Annotated in this window: 15 protein-coding genes and 3 pseudogenes; 8 read left to right on the plus strand and 10 right to left on the minus strand. The window is 62.1% G+C overall.

Translation table 11 applies throughout. From position 1 onward, the window contains the following. Nucleotides 1-87 precede the first annotated feature (87 nt). Genes ligK through A9D13_RS16145 form a run of 3 tightly spaced genes read left to right on the plus strand, consistent with a single transcriptional unit; the run spans nucleotide 88 to nucleotide 2,706 of the window. Entirely contained in the window at nucleotides 88-762 is a 675-nt protein-coding gene (gene ligK / locus A9D13_RS16135; protein ID WP_066775962.1) for a 4-carboxy-4-hydroxy-2-oxoadipate aldolase/oxaloacetate decarboxylase, read from the plus strand. Next, a complete protein-coding gene (locus A9D13_RS16140) occupies nucleotides 762-1,823 on the plus strand; it encodes a 4-oxalomesaconate tautomerase (protein WP_066775964.1) in 1,062 nt (353 codons plus the stop codon). The genes ligK and A9D13_RS16140 overlap by 1 nt, the downstream gene beginning before the upstream one ends. After that, on the plus strand, nucleotides 1,816-2,706 hold the full coding sequence (locus A9D13_RS16145) for an amidohydrolase family protein (RefSeq protein WP_066775966.1): 891 nt from the start codon (nucleotides 1,816-1,818) through the stop codon (nucleotides 2,704-2,706). Before A9D13_RS16140 ends, A9D13_RS16145 begins: the two co-directional genes overlap by 8 nt. A gap of 68 nt (nucleotides 2,707-2,774) precedes the next feature. Here the strand turns inward: A9D13_RS16145 and A9D13_RS20200 are convergent. Both A9D13_RS20200 and A9D13_RS16160 read right to left on the minus strand, forming a co-directional pair. Further along, a pseudogene (locus tag A9D13_RS20200) lies at nucleotides 2,775-3,415 on the minus strand (FAD-dependent monooxygenase); the annotation flags it as partial. Nucleotides 3,416-3,881: 466 nt separating this feature from the next. Beyond that, a pseudogene (locus A9D13_RS16160) lies at nucleotides 3,882-4,882 on the minus strand (type II toxin-antitoxin system HipA family toxin). Between the two features lie 118 nt (nucleotides 4,883-5,000). Here A9D13_RS16160 and A9D13_RS16165 point away from each other — a divergent pair. Further along, on the plus strand, nucleotides 5,001-5,438 hold the full coding sequence (locus A9D13_RS16165; protein ID WP_066775971.1) for an enoyl-CoA hydratase-related protein: 438 nt from the start codon (nucleotides 5,001-5,003) through the stop codon (nucleotides 5,436-5,438). A gap of 13 nt (nucleotides 5,439-5,451) precedes the next feature. On the opposite strand, the pseudogene A9D13_RS16170 reads toward A9D13_RS16165, so the two are convergent. The 7 genes and pseudogenes from A9D13_RS16170 to A9D13_RS16200 all read right to left on the minus strand — a co-directional run bounded on the left by A9D13_RS16170 (nucleotide 5,452) and on the right by A9D13_RS16200 (nucleotide 13,593). After that, a pseudogene (locus A9D13_RS16170) lies at nucleotides 5,452-6,908 on the minus strand (NAD-dependent succinate-semialdehyde dehydrogenase). A gap of 638 nt (nucleotides 6,909-7,546) precedes the next feature. Next, nucleotides 7,547-7,891 (minus strand): type II toxin-antitoxin system RelE/ParE family toxin, encoded by a 345-nt coding sequence (locus A9D13_RS16175; RefSeq protein ID WP_066775972.1) that lies wholly within the window; start codon nucleotides 7,889-7,891, stop codon nucleotides 7,547-7,549. Nucleotides 7,892-7,894: 3 nt separating this feature from the next. Then, entirely contained in the window at nucleotides 7,895-8,161 is a 267-nt protein-coding gene (locus A9D13_RS16180) for a type II toxin-antitoxin system Phd/YefM family antitoxin (protein WP_156522129.1), read from the minus strand. A gap of 540 nt (nucleotides 8,162-8,701) precedes the next feature. After that, nucleotides 8,702-10,012, minus strand: a complete 1,311-nt coding sequence (locus tag A9D13_RS16185) for a replication initiator protein A (protein ID WP_066775977.1) — start codon at nucleotides 10,010-10,012, stop codon at nucleotides 8,702-8,704. Nucleotides 10,013-10,141: 129 nt separating this feature from the next. Then, on the minus strand, nucleotides 10,142-11,221 hold the full coding sequence (locus A9D13_RS16190; RefSeq protein ID WP_066775980.1) for a ParB/RepB/Spo0J family partition protein: 1,080 nt from the start codon (nucleotides 11,219-11,221) through the stop codon (nucleotides 10,142-10,144). A 92-nt stretch (nucleotides 11,222-11,313) separates the two neighbouring features. After that, entirely contained in the window at nucleotides 11,314-12,510 is a 1,197-nt protein-coding gene (locus A9D13_RS16195; RefSeq protein ID WP_066776055.1) for an AAA family ATPase, read from the minus strand. A gap of 279 nt (nucleotides 12,511-12,789) precedes the next feature. Beyond that, nucleotides 12,790-13,593 carry a crotonase/enoyl-CoA hydratase family protein gene (locus A9D13_RS16200; RefSeq protein WP_066775983.1) on the minus strand — a complete coding sequence of 268 codons (804 nt, stop codon included), beginning with the start codon at nucleotides 13,591-13,593 and terminating at the stop codon, nucleotides 12,790-12,792. A 125-nt stretch (nucleotides 13,594-13,718) separates the two neighbouring features. Here A9D13_RS16200 and A9D13_RS16205 point away from each other — a divergent pair, with 125 nt between their 5' ends. The 4 genes from A9D13_RS16205 (at nucleotide 13,719) to A9D13_RS16220 (ending at nucleotide 19,207) form a co-directional block, all read left to right on the plus strand. Beyond that, nucleotides 13,719-14,822: an NAD(P)/FAD-dependent oxidoreductase gene (locus tag A9D13_RS16205; RefSeq protein WP_066775985.1), complete on the plus strand. Its 1,104-nt coding sequence runs from the start codon at nucleotides 13,719-13,721 to the stop codon at nucleotides 14,820-14,822. Nucleotides 14,823-15,171: 349 nt separating this feature from the next. Further along, nucleotides 15,172-17,331 (plus strand): TonB-dependent siderophore receptor, encoded by a 2,160-nt coding sequence (locus A9D13_RS16210; protein WP_066775986.1) that lies wholly within the window; start codon nucleotides 15,172-15,174, stop codon nucleotides 17,329-17,331. Further along, nucleotides 17,331-17,909 (plus strand): hypothetical protein, encoded by a 579-nt coding sequence (locus A9D13_RS16215; RefSeq protein ID WP_066775988.1) that lies wholly within the window; start codon nucleotides 17,331-17,333, stop codon nucleotides 17,907-17,909. The genes A9D13_RS16210 and A9D13_RS16215 overlap by 1 nt, the downstream gene beginning before the upstream one ends. Continuing rightward, nucleotides 17,906-19,207: a PepSY-associated TM helix domain-containing protein gene (locus tag A9D13_RS16220; protein WP_066775989.1), complete on the plus strand. Its 1,302-nt coding sequence runs from the start codon at nucleotides 17,906-17,908 to the stop codon at nucleotides 19,205-19,207. Before A9D13_RS16215 ends, A9D13_RS16220 begins: the two co-directional genes overlap by 4 nt. Before the next feature lie 23 nt (nucleotides 19,208-19,230). Here the strand turns inward: A9D13_RS16220 and A9D13_RS16225 are convergent, their stop codons facing one another. Next, entirely contained in the window at nucleotides 19,231-19,569 is a 339-nt protein-coding gene (locus A9D13_RS16225; RefSeq protein ID WP_066775993.1) for a hypothetical protein, read from the minus strand. Between the last annotated feature and the right edge of the window lie 295 nt (nucleotides 19,570-19,864).

The following is a 19,864-nucleotide window of genomic DNA, read 5'->3' on the forward strand; positions in this document are numbered from 1 at the left end:
ATAGGCGATCCAGCATTTCCTGTTTTCCAATTCCGCGCGGCAGGGCCAAGTCAGCAGGCCAAGATCAGAAAACCAAGGAGCAGTCCCGTGAGCGGCATCGTCGTCCAGAATATCGAACGCGCATCTCAGGACGTCATCGATGGGCTTGCCGCCTGCGGCGTCGCCACCGTGCATGAGGCGCAAGGCCGCACCGGTCTCCTCGCCAGCTATATGCGCCCGATCTATGCCGGGGCGCGCATCGCGGGCAGCGCGGTCACGATCAGCGCGCCTCCGGGCGACAACTGGATGGTGCATGTCGCGATCGAGCAGCTTCAGGCGAATGACATCCTGCTGCTGGCCCCGACCTCCCCGTGCGAGGATGGCTATTTCGGCGATCTTCTTGCCACCAGCGCACAGGCGCGCGGCTGCCGCGGGCTGATCATCGATGCAGGCGTGCGCGACGTGCGCGACCTCACGGAAATGAACTTCCCCGTCTGGTCCAAGGCTGTCTATGCGCAAGGCACCGTCAAGAACACTTTGGGCAGCGTCAACGTGCCGGTGGTGTGCGCCAATTGCGCGGTAAACCCGGGCGATGTGATCGTGGCCGACGACGATGGCGTGGCCTGCGTGCCGCGCGAAAAGGCTGCCGAAGTGCTGGAAAAAGCCCGCGCCCGCGAAGCGATGGAAGGCGAAAAGCGCAAGACGCTGGAATCGGGCGTTCTCGGCCTCGACATGTACAAGATGCGCGAGCGGCTTGAGGCCGAAGGGCTGAAGTACGTCTGATGACCGCGTCGGCCAAAGTCATGTGGATGCGCGGTGGCACGTCGAGAGGCGGCTATTTCCTGAGCACGGACCTGCCGTCTGACACCGAGGCGCGCGATGCGTTTCTGCTGGGCGTGATGGGCAGCCCCGATCCGCGCCAGATCGACGGCATGGGCGGCGCCGACCCGCTGACCAGCAAGGTCGCAGTGGTCAGGAAGTCGGAGCGCGAGGGCATCGATGTCGATTATCTGTTCCTGCAGGTTTTCGTCGATCAGGCCATCGTGTCGGACCAGCAGAATTGTGGCAATATCCTTGCCGGTGTCGGCCCCTTTGCGATCGAGCGTGGACTGGTGACACCCACCGGCGATGAAAGCCGCGTGTCGATCTATATGGAAAACACGGGCCAGGTCGCGGTGGAGACGGTCGAGACGCCCGGCGGTGTGGTAAATTACGCAGGCACTGCCGCCATCGACGGCGTGCCCGGCACCCATGCGCCGATCCCGGTCGAATTCCGCGATACCGCCGGTTCATCCTGCGGCGCGCTTCTGCCCAGCGGCAATCCGGTCGATGTCATCAATGGCGTGCCCTGCACGCTGATCGACAATGGCATGCCCTGCATCGTGTTCAAGGCGCAGGACGTGGGCGCCACCGGTTACGAAACGCGTGAGGAGATGGAAGCAGACGCTTTCGCCCCCATCCGCGAAAAGATTGAGGCGATCCGCCTTGCCGCCGGCGAGATGATGAACCTTGGCGACGTGACAAAGAAATCCGTGCCCAAGATGACGCTCGTCGCTCCGCCGCGAAACGGCGGCGCGGTCACCACCCGCGTTTTCATCCCGCATCGCGCGCATGCCAGCATCGGCGTGCTGGGCGCGGTGACGGCAGCCACCGCCTGCCTCGTCCCCGGATCGCCTGCTGCCGAGGTGGCCGATATTCCCGAAGGTGCGCGCAAAACGCTGAGCATCGAGCATCCGAGCGGCGAGATGAGCTGCTTGCTTGAAACAGATGAAACCGGCGCGGTCGTTTCCAGCGCCCTGTTGCGCACTGCGCGCAAGCTTATGGATGGCATTGTTTATGTCTGATCGTATTGTCTCGTGGCACTCCGCCCCGTCGAAGCCCGCCTTCACTCCGCCTGCAGGCGCGGTCGATGCGCATTGCCATGTGTTCGGCCCGATGGCCGAGTTTCCATTCAGTGCGAAGGCAAAATATCTGCCCGAAGACGCCGGGCCGGACATGCTGTTCGCATTGCGCGATCACCTTGGCTTTTCGCGCAATGTCATCGTTCAGGCCAGCTGCCATGGCACCGACAATGCCGCCACCGTCGATGCCATCGCCAAGTCGAACGGGAAGGCGCGCGGCGTGGCCGTGGTCGATCCCGACATTTCGGCAGAGGATCTGGCCGCGCTGCACGATGCGGGCATTCGCGGCATTCGCTTCAACTTCCTGAAGCGCCTTGTCGATAATGCACCCAAGGACAAGTTCCTCGAAGTTGCTGCGCGCCTGCCCGAAGGCTGGCATGTCGTGATCTATTTCGAAGCCGACATTCTGGAGGAAATGCGCCCCTTCATCGCTGCCATTCCCGTGCCCGTTGTCATCGACCACATGGGCCGCCCCGATGTGAGGCAGGGTCCCGACGGCGCCGACATGCAGGCGTTCCGCGCGCTGCTCGACAGCCGCGACGACATCTGGTTCAAGGCCACCTGCCCCGAACGGCTCGATGCCAAAAAGGAAGGCGGCATGGGCGATCCGTGGGATAATTTCGCCGCCGCGGTCACGCCGCTGGTTGCCGATTATCCCGATCGCGTGATCTGGGGCACCGACTGGCCGCATCCCAATATGCAGGACGAGATCGCCGACGATGGCCATATCGTCGACATGATCCCGCGCATCGCCCCTACGGCAGAACTTCAGCAAAAGCTGCTCGTCACCAATCCGATGCGGCTCTACTGGCCAGAGGAACTCTGACAACGGACAGAAAAAGGCCCCGCCGGTGATAATCCGGCGGGGCCTTTTCTTTTGCGCGGGCGCTGAGATCAGGCCGGCAGACCAACATGGTTTTCCGCAATGGATGTCTGCGCCGCGCGCTCGTGGCGATATGGTCCAGCGCTGCCACCTGCATGGCGCGTTCGGACCGGACGTCCTCAGGCAAGCGGTGCATCAGGCGCGTCAGTGACCAGCTGAAAGGTTCGGACGTCCACACGCGGGTCAACGACTTGTCCGAACAGGCGGTGATGAAATCGCCGTCGTTCCTCTTGAAAAACCCGGTCATTGCCTCGGCCGCATAATGCACGTCGCCGGCGCCAAGGTTTGGCCCCTTGGCCCCGGTCGGCGGCACGATATGCGCGCTATCGCCGCACAGCAGCAGCGAGCTGTGCCGTATTGGCGCGACCACATAGGAGCGCAGCGGCGCGATGCTCTTTTCGATGGACGGGCCGCGCGTGATATGCGCCGCCGCCTCGGGGCCGAGGCGGATGGCAAGCTTGTCCTAGGTGCGGTCATCAGACCAGTCCTCGATTTTTCCGGTCAGCGGCACATCGGCGAGGCTGCCAAGCCAGCCGAAAGTATAGACACGCCCGAACGCCTTGCCCACGCTCATCCGCACGGCCTTGTGGCTGGGGCAGTGAAACCCGTCGCAACCGGCGATGAAGCGGCAATCGGCGCGATGTTCGGTGCCTGCGGTCGCGATTTCGACCAGCCCGCCCTTCACTTCGAGAAACTGACGATAGGTTTCCTCGTGCCTCAGACCAGCCTTCTGGGTCAGCACATTCAGATCGCCATCGGCTGCCTTGTCCGGCGCAGCAGCGGGATCGGTTGCCTGCAGCAAATGCAGTGCCGTGGCATGGCCGCAACCGAGAAAGCGGACCAGATCGGAGGGCGCGTGAAGCAGCAAGCCATGGTGAATGTACAAGATTGCCCCCTGAACGAATGGGCTGCGGCCGTTATTTCCTACACCTGCGTCAGATTCGGTCGTCGCCGCCGCTTGCGTAAAGAGATGCGATTTTCCCGCGCAGGACGGGGAGGCTTTTGGAGCGGACAGACGACCCAGACTTCGGACAATCCTCGGTCGATTTTCTCACCAGGAAGAACGACATCGATGCCCCCTCCCCCATATCCTGCTGGACGGCATCCGAATGTCGCCGTCAAACAAGAAGCTTTTTGCGGTGCTTGTCGATTGCCGCAACTACTTCGCTCGGAAAGGGAAGATTGCTGCGTTCCTGATTCCAAAGCTGATCGAAGCGCGCGACAATGTCACGCGCAGTCGACACAACAAGATGCGATGGGAGCCGCGCTTTGTCGTAAGCCGGAATAGGCCGACGCCGATCCGGATGAGCAAGAGACCAGTTCTTGAGGTGCATGTCCCCATTTCCGATCAGCACGCAATATGTGAGACGCTGAAGACCTGAGCGAAATCCTCCATATGCACGGGTCCGTCTGGGCTGGGGTCGAAACGCCTGATTGCATAAGCCGATTGCCCATACCGCTGGATCCCTTCCGGCAAACCTTCAACGGCCTCGATCGGTATCAGATCGATTTCTGGCACATCTATTCCCAATTGCCGGGCGAGCGTCATCGCCGCGAACTCTGCTTCAGGAACGTCGGGATGCCGCACTGAGGGCAATTTCACGATCCAGTCGCCACCCGTCCCGCTCGCCGGTATGGCCAGCCCCCCGTTCTTGGCGCCGGAGCGGATACCCGAAAATTTCAGCTGAACACCGGCCAGCGAGAAGCGCATTGTCCGCGTGATCTGCTCGCTCACACGCTCGTCGGACACCGGATCTAATGCGGCCTGCACCTTGTCGATAGGAAGGACCTTCACAGCACCGGGCAGGTCTTCGCCGAGCTGCGTGAGAAGCGGAAACTCACGGAGCGCTTTGACACCTGCCCGGCGAGCCAAGAAATCTCTTAAGGTGCCTTCAGGTAGCAGGTTCGAGAAGAAGGGTTCGATCCGAGTACGATAGGCGCGCGGCGTATCGATCAACCCGCCCAATGTATCCTTGTACGACAGATACAAGGTCGGTCGCGCGGTGTCTGCAACATAGTCGCGATCGAACGAGAAAATGCTGCCGTCGCCGTCGAGATGGAGCAGACTTCCTATGCGGCGATCATGCAAGAAGACGTCGAGCGCAGGAGCATTGGTCATGCGTCATCCTCGTCGAGCCGATACGCTGGGATTTGGGGCGAGCCGGTTGGAGATCCGACCGTTCTAAGAACACCTTCTAGAACTACTACTGCCGCTCTGGGCACCAGTGTCACTCGCGATGCTGGGCGATATCGTCATCGCGGGCGAAGCCGCGCAGTTTACGCTGGCCTATACCGCCATCGGCCTCACACCCGACGGCGGCGCGAGCTGGCTACTCCCCCGGCTTGTCGGAATGCGCAAGGCGCAACATCTTATCCTTACGAATGCGCGCCTTTCCGCGCAGCAAGCCTTGGAAATAGGCCTGATCACACAGCTTGTCCCCGATGCCGATCTGGAGGCAATGGCAGTGGCGCAGGCCGGGCAACTCGCCGAAGGGCCAACCAGGGCTTTTGCCCGTAGTCGGGCGCTTTTGATGGGTGCCTATGCAGAAGGTCTCGAAACCCATCTCGAACGCGAAGCGAAAAGCATCGCCTCCTGCGCTGCAGGAGAGGATGGCCGGGAAGGTATCGGCGCCTTCCTTGGAAAACGCGCTCCATCTTTCAAAGGGCAATCGTGATCGCCTATCGGCTTCAAATTCCGGCGAAGCAAATATATTTAAGCTCGGTGTAATCCTCTATGCCGTGCCGCGATCTCTCTCGGCCCATGCCGGGTTCCTTGATACCGCCGAACGGGGCGACTTCCGTGCAAATCATGCCGGTGTTGACGCCCACCATCCCCACTTCGAGCGCTTCGGCTACCCGCAGGCGCGTGACAAGTCGCGACTGTAGAAATAGCCGGCCAGCTCGACCTCGGTATCATTGGCGAGCGCAATCGCCTCCTCCTCGGAAGCAAAGGGAAACAGCGGTGCGAGAGGGCCGAAAGTTTCCTCTTTCATGACCGCCATGTCAGGCGAACATTGCGCAATGACGGTCGGTTCGAAAAACGTCTGCCCGAGTGGATGCCGTCGTCCACCGGTCACGAGCCTGCCGCCCTTTTCGATGGCGTCAGCGATGTGAGCCTCGACCTTCGCCACCGCGTTCTCGTCGATCAGCGGGCCTTGCGTCGTTCCGTCCGAGACACCGGCCCCTACCTTGAGCGCGGCAACGGCGCGCGACAGCCTATCCTCGAACTGCTCGGCCACGTCCTCATGCACGAAGATCCGGTTGACGCAGACACAGGTCTGCCCGCTGTTTCGATATTTTGAGGCGATCACCCCTTCGACCGCAGCATCGAGGTCGGCATCTTCGAAAATGATGAAGGGAGCGTTGCCGCCCAGTTCCATCGACAGTTTTTTCATAGTGGACGCACATTGCGCCATGAGCATCTTGCCCACTCGGGTCGAGCCTGTGAAACTGAGCTTGGCGACATTCGGGTTTTGCGTGAATTCGTCGCCGATCGGTTTGGCTGGCCCGGTGACGACATTGAACAGCCCGGCCGGAATACCAGCCCGTTCGGCCAAGGCCGCCAGGGCCAGGGCGGTCAGGGGCGTCTGCATGGCAGGCTTGAGCACGACGGAACAACCCGCCGCGAGTGCCGGAGCGACCTTGCGCGTGATCATCGCGGCCGGAAAGTTCCACGGGGTAATCGCGGCGACAACGCCCACTGGTTGGCGGATGACAACGATCCTGCTGTCCGATCTGTGCGCGGGGATGGGTTCGCCATAGACCCGCCTCCCCTCCTCGGCGAACCATTCGACGTAAGCGGCGGCATAGGCGATTTCGTCGCGCGCTTCTGCCAGCGGATTACCTTGTTCGCGCGTCAGGATGAGGGCCAGGTCCTCAGCGTTTTCGAGAATGAGATTGAATCAGCGACGCAGGAGTTTCGCGCGATCCGCGGCCAGTCGCGCCTTCCACTCGGCCATGGCGACCTGGGCAGCCTCGATCGCCTGGCGCGCGAGCTTTCCATCGGCACGTGGCACGAAGGCGATTTTTTCGCCCGAGGCAGGATCATTTACGGGATGGTCCGCGTCACCGATCCAGTCACCACCTATGTACATCTGCTGCCGCAAGAGACTTGAGTCGGCCAAAGGCAAAGATGATATGGTCATACGATCAATCCGACTGACTGGAAGCAACAGGCATCTGCTACCCGTCGCTGGATTGATAAACTCGCCCCATTGGCGTCGCGTTTTTCACAAGCGCGTAAGGGGCATGCAGGGCACGATATTTGAGCGTCGAACCCGCTCCGGCTGCGCAAGGTCTCTTCAGCTGGCGACGCGTACCTCGGTTCATCCGCGGACAGTTGCGTATTTTACTGCAGCCCAGAGACGGCCCTGGGCTCAGGACCATTGGCCATGTCCAGAGAATGACGAAAGCGGTTACGGAGGGCGTCGAGAAGACAGGATCGCGGATCTTGGCCGTAGCGGGTTGCCACACAGCTCCCTTCTTTCAGGCGATTGTTCATGGGCATCGATCATGGCATGGATCTTCGTGCCCATACCGACCCTGGTCCGACATATCGGGCGCACGATATCCCCTCTCCAGTCCCTAAGCCGGATGGTGTGCGGCATCCTTCAGTTAGATGGCTGCAACCACGACCGTTGTCGGTTTTGTCCTACCGCTTCCATTGGACGTCAATTGACTGCCCTAAAGGCTGGAATTCAGGCCGCACGGATGTCCGCGTTCGATTGCCGGGCCGGATGGTCACTCAGTTGGGCCAGAGCCCTTGTGTCTTTGCCCTGCGTCTTCAGCTGCCGAGAAGTCGCTCGTTAAGCAAGGTGTGGAAGTCCCGGCGTGAATCGGCGACGATGAGGACCGTTACGGTCGTGCCCTCAAGGTGATAGACGATCCGGTAGGGGTTGAGGGATAGTTGCCGGTATTCGCGTATGCCGATTGCGTCGAGTTCGTGCACCACCGGCCCGCGAGCTGCGAATGTGCCAAGGCTTTCGATCGCTTCGACAAGAGCATCGAGCAGGGCATCGGATCCGTCAGGCCCCCCTTCCCCGCGCTGGAGGCTGCGCCGACGGTATATGGCGGCAAGATCGCGTTCGGCGCCGAGCGCGATCCTGACTTTGTTCGACTGTTCGGCCATGGATCAGCGACGCGAACGGATCCTGTCGGCAAGGCCTTCGACCGGGACGGTGCGGCCCTGCGCCATGTCGTCGCGGCCGAGCGCGATCAGCTTGAGCAAGGCAAGCGTCTCCTGCGTCTGTTCATAACTGCCGATGTCCTGCAGTACGGCCTTCGCCTCGCCGTTTTGCGTCACGATCAGTGGCGGGGCGCCCTCCCCCAGCTGGCGGATAAGCTCGGCACTATGAGCCTTGAGATAGCTGATGGGTTTCACGCGGTCGTGCATGTTCACGGATCGGTCCTTTCAAGGACTGAATATAGTCCTGAAGCCGTGGCATGGCAAGGTGCGTGTGCAGGGGCACCCTTCCCCTTCATCCAGAGATCCTATGATCTTCGTGAAGGTTAGAGGGGTTAAAGGAGAGTTTGAATAGTTAAGCGGTCGGAAGAGGGGTGTCATGCGGTTGAGTCCGCGAGTCGCGGCAGGCCTGCGTTCCTGATGGATCGAGAAATCGTTCCCGTAGTGTCGGGGAAGCGTTCCTGAAGGGTCGATAATCTGTTCCTGTTGTGCCTAATGGCGTTCTCGATGTGTCGATGCTGTTCGAAAAGTACAAATCCGGCGCTCTTATTGAATCAGTTTATTGCCGCATCTGCGGAAACTCCTTCAAAGATGCGCTCGCTTGCTGACGGCCTGATGATCGGGCCTGCTAAACGCGACACTTCGGGAACGCTGGGGCGGAATCTGGCGCGGCAGCTGAGGGCAAGTGCCACGATAAAAGGCGCAAGTCATGACGAAGATCGGTTCAGGCCAAGTTTGGAAGGCCCTCTCAGGCGGTCAGCCGCGCAGTTCGTGACGATGCTTTTCGTGGTGTCGCTTGACCCATCCAATGAAAGCCTTCTGCCAGTTGGCGGGCATGCGTGTGGGATCTGCATCGACCCAGCGCTGGTAATCGGCATGAAGCGCGTGGAGGTCCCATCCGGGGCATTTCTCGCGGAGATGTTCGATCGTATCGTCGGTGAGATAGCCGCGCGTTGCCGCATCGGTCATTCCGGCGAGCGTTGAGCGGATCAGCGCACTGGCATCGATAGCGTCTTCGGTGACATGGTCATCAGCGCCGGCACGTGTTCCGGGCTGCGCGCGCCCTCCCCGCCCCGGCTTGGCATTGGCAGGCGCGGGGCTTGATTTGTGCGCGACGGCTGTTTCCGGTTTCCCCGGGGAAACATCGTTTGTGGGTATCGGTGCATCCTGGCATTCCGAATTCGGCGACATCGTGGACCTTGTCTCCGCCCCGTCCTTGCCGTCGATCCGCCGCATGCGTACGAGTGTCTCCCCTCCCCTGCCCTCCTCGAGGGTCAGGCCGTAGCCCGGAAGTGCGTTCTTCTCGACCAGCTTGAGCATCTCGAACTTGAAACGGCGATATTGCCCCTCTGCGCCCGATTTCTCGAACAATGTCGGCATGGCGATGGCAAAGCCCGCCTCCCCTGCCCCGCCCGCGTGCTTTCGCGCCACGCGATAGAGCCAGCGTTCGCGACCGCCGGTGATGTCGAAATAGGCGCGGTCGATGGAGAGGACCCCGCCCTTCATCATCACGCCTTCCCAGAACCAGTTCGACAGTTCCAGTGTCATGCCGCGAGACCGTTCGGTCTTTTCATCGACAAGCTGGGTCCAGCCATCGAGCCATGAGAAAGTTGCCTCGCGTCGGTTTTCTGCGCGAATATTGGTCTTGATCGTGGTGGCGACGAGACGGTCCAATGCCTGTCCGAGCAGCTCGTAGGCGCGGCCTGTGGTAGGCCGGCCGATGGCACGCAGAAGATCGTAAGGCATCAGGTGCAGCTTGCGCGGGACGTCATTGATGCCCCGGCGCGCCATGTCGGCGAGCTGGCTGGCGCAATAGATAAGGATGTCGGCATCCCAGATCGTGGCCATGCCGTAATCGGAATTGGCGCTGACATGGACCCACAGCTTGCCGTCTGGGCTGGTGTAATCGATCGGCTTGACGCGTTTCGATTTGGCAAGGGAGAAGAAGGGCCGCTCCATCATCTCGCGCTGATCGCGCATCGGCAGATCGGCGAGATAGGGAAGGAACAGGTCGAACTGTTCGGGGACCGATTGTCTGGTCGCATTGGTCTTTGCAGAGCGCGTCATTTTCGTCCGGCCTTCATAGCATCGAGCCGTGTTTCCCCGGGGAAACACGGCTCAGGTCATGGCGGGGAAACATGCAGGTTTCCCCGGGGAAACATATCCTGCCGGATGGGCAGGGCAGGGGGCGGGCGCTCACGGCTTCAGGCCCCGACCATCCTCATCGAGTTGCACCAGCGCGCGCTTGACCGCATTCAGCACATCGGCCTCGCGCGCTCCGGTTCCCGAATGCAGCTGGATGGTGACGCCCTGCCGGTTCGTCTGCTTGACCGTCAGCAGGGGCCGTCCTTCGCGCAGGATCACCATCGGTTTTGCCTCGGGCTTTTCCGTGCCGGCGGCCAGCAGGCGCTTCAGCACATCGACGGCGGGGAGGGGAGGGCGGCCATTGACGCGCGCGTCTGCCTGCTCTTTGGAGAGCGTCCGGGCTTCGCCACGGATCGACTTGGCGCGGCTATCGTCATCCAGCGCCTGCGCCAGGGAATAGGCGGGCTTGAGCTGCACGTCGCCAGGTGAGGCGAAGGCGGCGATAACGCTATCGGGGATCGCGGCGACCTTCAGCATTTTCGACAGCCACCCTTTCGAAAGCTTCAGCCGTTCCGCCATGCGGGTCATGTGATTGCCGTAATGCGTCTTGAGCGCCTCGGCATAATTGCGCGCGCGTTCGAGGTCGGAAACGTCCTTGCGCGCCCGGTTCTCGATATCGGCAAGGCGAAAGGCAGCCTCGTCGTCCAGTTCCGCAACCTGCGCCAGAAAGCGCATTTCGGGATAGGAATTGGCGCGCAGCCAGCTGATCGACCAGTGGCGGCGGGTGCCGGCGATAACTTCGTATTCATGGTTCGGATCGTCCGAAACCCGGCGCACCACGGCAGGAACCTTCTGTCCCCCCTCGGCGATGATCGCGTCGATCAGCTCGCGGCAATTCTCCTCGCTCAGATGCGCATATGAGCGCGCATTGCCTGCCCATGGCCGCACCCGCGCAGGGTCCAGCAGCATCTGCGTGACCTGCTTTACATCACCGCTGGCAACGCGGGCGAGGGCGCTTTCGCGGCCCAGCAGCGTCATCGAACCGCGGCGATTGCGGGGCGGGGAAGCGGGCGCCGGCGTCGACACTTCCGGAACGGCTGCTTCGGCAGTCTCGGAAGGTGGCGCCGTGGCTGCATCGTCCTCGTCATCACCCAGGAGATCGGCGAGATATTCGCTTTGCTTACGGGCCATCGTGCATCCTTTCGGCGTTACCGGTGTGTCGGGCGCGCTCGCTGCGCAGATCTTGGGCCGGTAGGAAAATAAAATCGAAGGAGAGCGGGAGTTCAGGCCGCATTGACCACGGTCTCTTCGCTCGCGGGTTGGGCAACACCCCATCCGCGGCGCACCAGCGCCTCGACCTGTCCCATCGCCTCGTCCAGATTGGCGCGGCAGCGTTTATGCGTGCGCGGGGTGCCGATGGGGCGCTCCAGCTCGTACACGGTCATCATGCGCAGGGCCGCGTGGCTGATCTCCGCACTTTCAAGGATCGGCACCGGCAGCAGGGCAGGGCCGAAGCTCTGCTCCATGATCTGGCGGACCATCGCGTGGCTCGGGTCATTGGCGTCGAATTTCGAACAGATGAGGCGGACGAAATCATATTCGACCGCGATCCCAGCTTCCTGAAGCTGCCCGGTGACCTGCTCCATCATCGAAAGGAATTGCACGGTCGAGCAGTAATCGGGTGTGGTCGCCGCCATCGGCACAAGCAGCGCATTGGCCGCCTGCATCACGGCAAGGCTGATCGTCCCCAGCGCTGGCGGAGGATCGAGCAAAACGATGTCGTAATCCTGCGCAAGCTCCATAAGGCCTTGTTTCAGCTTACGAAAACGGCTTGCCAGCACCGATCCGCCATCGGAACCGGCGGCGGCCAGCTCATATTCCACATCGAAGAGTTCGAGGTTCGACGGGATCAGATCGACATTGGGCCATGGCGTGCCCTGCACCGCGTAATCCAGCGTCTGCTGCGTCGGCTCGATCGACAGGTAGGGATAGAGCGTCTGTTCCCGCGTCACGTTGAAATGCGGGTTGAACCCGAACAGGGTGGTCGTCGTCGCCTGGCTGTCGCAATCGACGACCAGCACGCGGTACCCCTGTACCCCGAAATAATGGGCGAGGTGGGTGGTCACCGTCGACTTGCCCACGCCGCCCTTGAAGTTCTGCACCGCGATCATCGCGGGCGTATCCAGCGGCGCGCGCCGGGGCGAGGCGTCCAGCACCTCGCGCATGTTGAGGAGTTCCTCGATCGTATAGCCGGGACGCCTCCCGTTCTCGGTCGGGGGAGGGGGGGGGAGCCGGCCATCCTCTTCGGCCATGCGAATGCGGTTGGTGCTGCACTCCAGCAGGGCGGCCGCCTCGGCAATGCCATAGCGGACCGACAGCCCCTTGCGCGCTTCGGGCAGAAATGCCTTTTTGCGCAGGCGTTCGATCATGCGTTCACCGGCTTCAGCCAGTTCGGATATGCGGTCGATCTCAGAATGCATTTTGCGCCTCGCGAAAAAAATGAAGCTTTTCGCTGGCACGCTGCGCCAATTTAATTCATTTCACAAAGGCGCTCATGGTTTTTCCACAATCCATGGGGTTTTAGCACAAAAAGCTGCGGAAAAATCCTCTTTCAGGGCTTCGTACAAGGCCAAAAGCCCGATTCGGGTGGGGTAGATGCCACCCCATCCCAGAAACGCGCTCTATGCGACTCACAGGCGGTTTTTCTCCCCGGAAGAATGGCGAAACCTGCCTGATCGGCGAATTTTCGCACAATGGGATCAGCGTCCGCTGAATTCAGGGGGGCGCTTGGCCAGGAACGCATCGACTGCCTCGGCATGGTCCTCCGTCTCATGCGCAACAGCCTGCATGGCCGCCGACATTTCCAGAATCGTATCGAGACTCGCGTCCTGCGCGTTGAGGAGCAGTCGCTTTGCCATGCGGAGCGAGCGTGCCGGGTTCGCAGCGATCCGCTCTGCCATCGCCAGCGCTTCGTCCATCAGCGCATCGGGTTCGACCACGCGCGAGACGAGGCCGCAGGACAGTGCCTCTTCCGCCGTGATGAGATCGCCGGTCAGGATCATTTCCGCCGCTTTGGAAAAGCCGACGATGCGCGGCAGGATCCACGCGCCGCCATCGCCGGGGATGATCCCGATCTTGATGAAGCTGGCCGCGAATTTCGCATGGGTGCTGGCGATGCGAATGTCGCACAGGCAGCCGATGTCATTGCCCAGCCCGACAGCCGCGCCATTGATCGCAGCGACGATTGGCACCTCGCACGCGCGGAAGGCGCGCGGAATCTTTTGCACGCCGGACCGGTAATTGCTGCGGGTGAGGGCAGGGTGCTCCCGATTGGCGACGCCGTTCTTTTCCTTCATCGATTGCAGATCGCCGCCCGCGCTGAAGCCGCGCCCCGCGCCAGTCAGCACCGCGGCGCTGATCTGCGGGTCATCGCCGATCCGTTCCAAAGCGGCGATCAGATCGTGGCAATCCTCCAGCGAAGCCAGCGCATTCAGCTTGTCGGGACGGTTGAGCGTCAGCACCGCGATCTGCCCGCGCTTTTCGTATTGGACAAAGTCACCCATCTCTTCGCGTCTCCTTGCATCGCGTGGCCGGATCGGCGGCCTGCCACGCCGTCTTAGGCGAAATCGCTTGGTTGTGTAGCCCGCTGCGCGATAGACCCGGATCTGCCGAACAGGGGAATTGGCGCATGGCTGAAGAAGTGGGGGCGATCGTTGTCGGCGCTGGCGTCGTAGGCCTTGCCGTTGCGCGCGCATTGGCGCTGGCGGGAAAGGCTCCCCTGATCCTTGATGGCGAAGACCATTTCGGTAGCTGGACCAGCAGCCGCAATTCCGAGGTTATCCATGCCGGAATCTATTATCCGGAAGGCTCGTTGAAAGCGCGGCTCTGCGTTGAGGGGCGCCAGATGCTTTATGATTTCTGTGCGCAAGCCGGCGTGCCGCATCGCCGCCTGGGCAAGCTGGTGTTCGCCCATGGGGCGGCCCAGTTCGGTGAGCTGGAGACGATACTGAAGCGGGCAGAGGGAGCGGGTGTGCGCGATTTGCGCTTCCTGTCACGCACAGAGGCGCAAGGCCTGGAGCCGGAACTGGATTGCGCGGGCGCGCTGTTCTCTCCCTCTACCGGTATCATCGACAGCCATGCGCTGATGCTGGCGCTATTGGGCGTGGCGGAGGCGCATGACGCGATGCTGGTGACCGGGAGCCGGGTCACGCATGTCACGCGCGCCGGCGGATTGTGGCAGATGTGGCTGGAAGGCATGGACGAGCCGGTCGTTTCGGCACCTCTGCTGGTGAATTCCGCAGGGCTGAAAGCGCAAAGCCTGGCCCGCGCGACCGAGGGGCTGGACCCTGCGCATGTGCCACCGATCCATTATGCGCGCGGCGTCTATTTCACCTATGCGGGCAAACTGCCTTTTTCGCACCTTATCTACCCCGTGCCCGAGCCGGGCGGTCTGGGGACACATCTGACGCTCGATATTGCGGGCCAGGCACGGTTCGGTCCGGATGTCGAATGGATCGAAGAGGTCGATTATACGGTCGACCCTGCGCGACACGAGAGATTCGCCGATGCTGCACGGCGGATCTGGCCTGCGCTTGATCCCGAACGGTTGCAACCGGGCTATGCAGGGGTCAGGCCCAAGCTTTCGAGGCCGGGTGAGGCTGCCGCCGATTTCGTGATTTCCGGCCCTGACGACCATGGCTGCGAAGGGCTGGTCAACCTGTTCGGCATTGAAAGCCCGGGGTTGACCGCCAGCATGGCGATCGCGCGGGAGGTGGCGGCGAAACTCGCCTGAAAGCGCCGCAATTCGCGGCTCGACAGCGCCAGCGCGCCGTCTGCATTGATCTTCTCCGAGACTGGTTCCGATACCGCGGCTGCGGCGGCAGCACCGGGTGATCCTTTTGCACGGGATCAACGGCGTTGGGCGTTGCGTGGCCGCATGCGCCATTCTTGGGCGAGAGGATACGGCTTTCAGGCGCCATATCGTGCGCGTAGCGGGCAGGTCAGGGCCCGGCTGAAAAGAGACACGGGCTGAAGAGGGAAAGGCCCGCGATCTGCCGCCTGTCACCAATCTATCTGCAAGCTTTGGTTGCAAATGAGAGTGAGTCGCATTATCGAGTCGGCAACTTCGAAACGGGGAACCCATGCGACTGCTCAAATTCTCGATCCTGTCCGCCACCATGCTCACTTCAGCCCATGCGTTCGCTGCCGAACGCACCGAAGCCAAAGACAATGCTGCTGGGAAATATGCTGGCGCGAGCGAACAACCGCGCGACATCGTCGTTTCGGGCGGCAAGGAAGAAGGTGTCACCGCCACCAAGACCAAGACGCCGGTGGTGGAAATCCCGCAGCCCGTGACCATCATCGACGATAGCGTTTTCGAAGCGCAGGGCGCGGTATCGGTCAGCGATACGCTCAACTATGTCTCGGGCGTGACGGCCAATCCCTATGGTCCCGACAGCCGCGTCGATGGCGCGCTGGTGCGCGGGATCAGCGCGCTGCAGTTCCGCGACGGCATGCGCGACATCTTCAGCTATTACGCCAGCATTCGCGCCGATCCGTATAATTTCGACCGCATCGAACTGGTCCGCGGGCCAGCCTCTGTCCTGTTCGGGCAGGGATCGCTGGGCGGCATCATCAACATGGTATCGAAAACCCCGCAATTCGAAAGCGGGGGCGAAGTATCGCTACGCTATGGCTCTTTCGATCGGAAGGAAGCGATGGCCGACATCACCGGGCCGCTGACCGACACGGTCGCGGCGCGCATCGTCGCCCGCGTGCGCGATTCCGGGACGCAGACCGATTACGTTTCTGACGACCGGGTGATGATCTCGCCCTCCATTACCTTCGCGCCGGATGCGGCGACGACGATCACGCTGATCGGTCTGTATCAAGAGGATGACGGCGGCTCGACGTCGCAGTTCCTGCCGCTGGTCGGCACGATCCTCGACAATCCGAACGGGCAGCTGGACAATGATACCTTCATCGGCAAGCCGGGCTGGGACCGGTATGACGGACGCCTGCTGCAGGGCACGGCCATGGCGTCGCACCAATTTTCACGCGATCTGACGGTGAATCTCAAGGCGCGCTATATCGACAGCGACCTGACCTATCTCACCCATTACCCCAACAGCTATTCAAGCCCGCTGAACCCCTATCTGGACGAGGATCAGCGCCTGATCTCCAACTATGCGAGCGGCAGCATCGCGCGGATGGAGATCTTTTCGGCCGACAATAATGTGCAGTTCGATTTCCGCACCGGCGATGCGGTCGAACACACGCTGCTGGCGGGCGTCGATTACAGCTGGAACCGGGTGCGCAAGACCAGCGGCTATGCGCTGGAGACGATCGACATATACGACATCGATTACGATGCGCTGTCGGATTTCGGCGGCACGATCCCGATGCCCGGCGATACGGGCTATCTCTATGGCTCTGAAGAGGACACGAAGCAGAGCCAGATCGGCTTCTACCTGCAGGACCAGATCCGCATGTGGGACCGCGTGTCCATCGTGCTGGGCGCGCGCCGCGACAAGGCACGCTCCACTTCCTATGGCACAGAGGTCTATGACCAGAGCGCCACGACATTCCGCGCCGGGATCATCGGCGAGCTTGTTCCCGGCATCTCCCCCTTCGCCAGCTATACCGAGAGTTTCGAGCCGATCGGCGGCACCGATGTCTATGGCGATCCCTTCGTCCCCAAAACGGGCCGCCAGTTCGAAGCAGGTGTGAAATTCCACCCCCTCGACGGCATTATCGTCACCGCCACGGCCTATCACATCAAGGAAGCGAACCGCCCGGTCTCTGCCGTCGTGACCAGCCCCGACGATCCCGATGTCGTGCTGACCGGCCAGCTTCAGATCGGATCGCTGACATCGAAAGGCGTGGAGCTGGAGGCCAATGCCGCGCTGCCCGGCGAAATCAGCCTGATCGCCAATGCCAGCTATAATGAGGCGGAGGTCGAGGATACCGGCCACCAGCTCGACAATGTGCCGAAATTCAACGCCTCGCTCTGGGCCATGAAGGGGCTGCGCCTGTCGGCGGATACGGCCGCAAAATTCGGCGCGGGCGTGCGCCATGTCGGCAAGAACAGATCATATGGCACCGCATTCCCCGACGGGCTGACGACGCCTGCCTTCACCCTTGTCGACGCGGTGGCCGAAATTGGCTGGCAGCGCTGGAGCCTGTCGGTCAATGCGACCAACCTGCTCGGCAAGGACTATTACGCCGCCTGCCTTGCGCGGGGCGATTGCTTCATGGGCAGCGAACGCAATGTCTATGCCACCCTTGGCTATCGTTTCTGATGGCGGATGATGGATTGCTCGCCTTGGGCAGCGCGGCGGGGGTGGTCGGCATCCTCGTCCTGCGCCTGTCGTGGGGGCTGCAGGCTCGCTCCGCATGGCACAATCTCGCGGGTTGGGGTGCCATTGCCCTTTCCCTGCTGTGCGGAGCGGGATCGGCGGGCGCGTGGGGGATCGCGGTCGCGGCGCTATGGGCGATGGCGGCGGCTTTCGCCTGTCTTGGCTGGGCGGCGATCACTACGCCGCCAAAGCGGGGCAGGGCGCCGAACCGGCGCGCCGGCATGCTGCCCGAAGGGGGTGAGCCGCTGCGCCTTGGCGAGCGGTTCCTGACCTTTGCGCTGGTCGCGGTGCTCTCCTTCGGCAGCGCGATCGCCATGGCGCTGCTGCTGCGCTGGATCGCGCTGCTTTGCGGCGCGGCAGAGGCGAATGCGACCGTAATCGCCCTGTTTACCGCGCCGCTGGCGTGGACGGTGCTGGCCTATGCCCTGTTGATGACGGCCAGCCGCCGCCGCCAGTTCGCGCTGATCGGCGCGACCATGGCCGCCGCGCTTCCGCCGGTTCTTGCCGGGGGCCTGTCATGACCAAGGCCGTCGAAGCCGGAACGGTAAAGCGCGCCTTGTCGGCCCATGCCGCGATCGGGCTGATCGCGGGGGCTTTGCTCTATCTCGTATCGCTTACCGGAACCGTCGCGGTATTCTACGCCGAATTGCAGCGGGCCGAGCAGCCAAATGCCCCCGAAATGGCCTCGATCGCGCCCGAAGCGGTGCAGCGCGGGGTGGAGGCCATGCTCCGCCAGCCCGCAGATGCACTAACGACGCATCTCTACGTCCATCTTCCGACGGAGGATCTGCCGCGCACAACGATCACCACTGACAGCGCGGCCATGCACCTGACCGCGAATGGCGATATCGCAGGGCCGGAAGAGATCGCCTGGTCCGATTTCCTTGTCGCGCTGCATTACACGCTGAACCTGCCGTCGCTGGTCGGCATTACGGTGGTGGGCATATTGGGCGTGATGATGCTGGCGCTGTCATTGTCGGGCGTGGTGGCACTGCCGCGCATCTTCCGCGATGCATTCCGCTTTCGCGCGCGGAGTTCTGGCGGTGTGGCGCTGGCCGACTGGCACAACCGGTTAAGCGTGTGGACCCTGCCTTTCGGCATCGCCATCGCCCTGACGGGTGCGCTGATCGGCCTCGCCAGCGTGACCGCCTATGCGATTGCCGCGAATGATTACGATGGCGATGTGGAGGCGGTCTATGCCCCGATCTTCGGCGAGGAGGCCGAAGGCGACAGCGCGCCCGCCCCGCCGCCCGATGTCGCGGCGGCCCTGCGATACATGGGCGCCAACCACCCCGGCGTCGAACTGACATATGCCATTCTGCACGACCCGTTGACGCGCGGACAGCATGTGCAGATGGTGGGGGTGCACGACAGGCGGCTGATTTTTGGCGAATATTACGGATTCGATGCCGCGGGCCATTTCACGGGAAAGACCGGGCTTTCCGACGGCGAATGGGGGCAGCAGGCGGCTGCGTCCACCTATAACCTCCATTTCGGAAACTATGGCGGGATATGGGTGAAGCTTGCCTATGTCCTGTTCGGGGCGGCGCTGACCGCGATCTGCGCGACCGGCACCTATATCTGGCTCGGCAAGCGTCAGCGGCGCGGATATCGCGAACCGATGCTCTGGTCCCTATGGCATGGCGTGGTCGGTGGTGCTCCCGTCATGCTCATGCTGAGCTTCGCTGCCAGGATCGCTCTCGGCAATGCCGCACCGCTCACGGCGATCTTCTGGACCGGCTATGCGCTTTGCATCGCGGCTTTTTCAATCGCGGACAGAATGCTCGCGAAAAGGCGGATTGACGCCCCTGCCGGTTGAAACCCGTCAAGCGGGAGCGGTGCTCAGCGTTTCTTCTTGGCTATCGTGGCCGTGAAATCGGGGTCCTTGTTAGCCACCCAATCGACGAACTTGCGGACCGCGGGGTCGGCCAACAAGCCCTCGACGTCCATCCCGTGGCGCTGCATTTCCGAATTGGTGAAATTGGCGATCAGCGTCTGCTGACAGATCGGGTGCATCGGGACCACGTCTCTTCCGCCCCGGCTTTTGGGCACGGGATGATGCCATACGATGGTCTTTCCGGTCGGGCGCCCGCAGAGCCAACAGTCCGGAATGCTTTCAGGAGTGTCTTCTTCCTGATGCAGGTCGCCATACGGGTCTTTTTTCGAATGCTTGCGGGCCATTGGTCTGCCTGAATTTGCGGTGTTCGCCTCATAGCGGGTTCGCCCGATAAAGCCATACCGGCATCGCCACTCGCAGCGTTCATTTCGCGGCACTGGCGGCGCAAAGCGGGGCTGCGTCAGTGGCCATCCGGCCAGCAAGAGGCACACTCACCATGCCCATGGGTGGCCATCCATCGGCTCTCTGTCAGTTGGCGAGCGACTAACCGGTGCGTCATCTGTAGTGTGGCAGGGTGCGAACCCGATTGAGCATATGTCTGAAGAAGAAATCCTACCGCTCGCAGGAAGAGGCCCTTGC

The sequence above is a fragment of the Croceicoccus mobilis genome (assembly GCF_001661965.1).
GTDB lineage: Bacteria > Pseudomonadota > Alphaproteobacteria > Sphingomonadales > Sphingomonadaceae > Croceicoccus > Croceicoccus mobilis.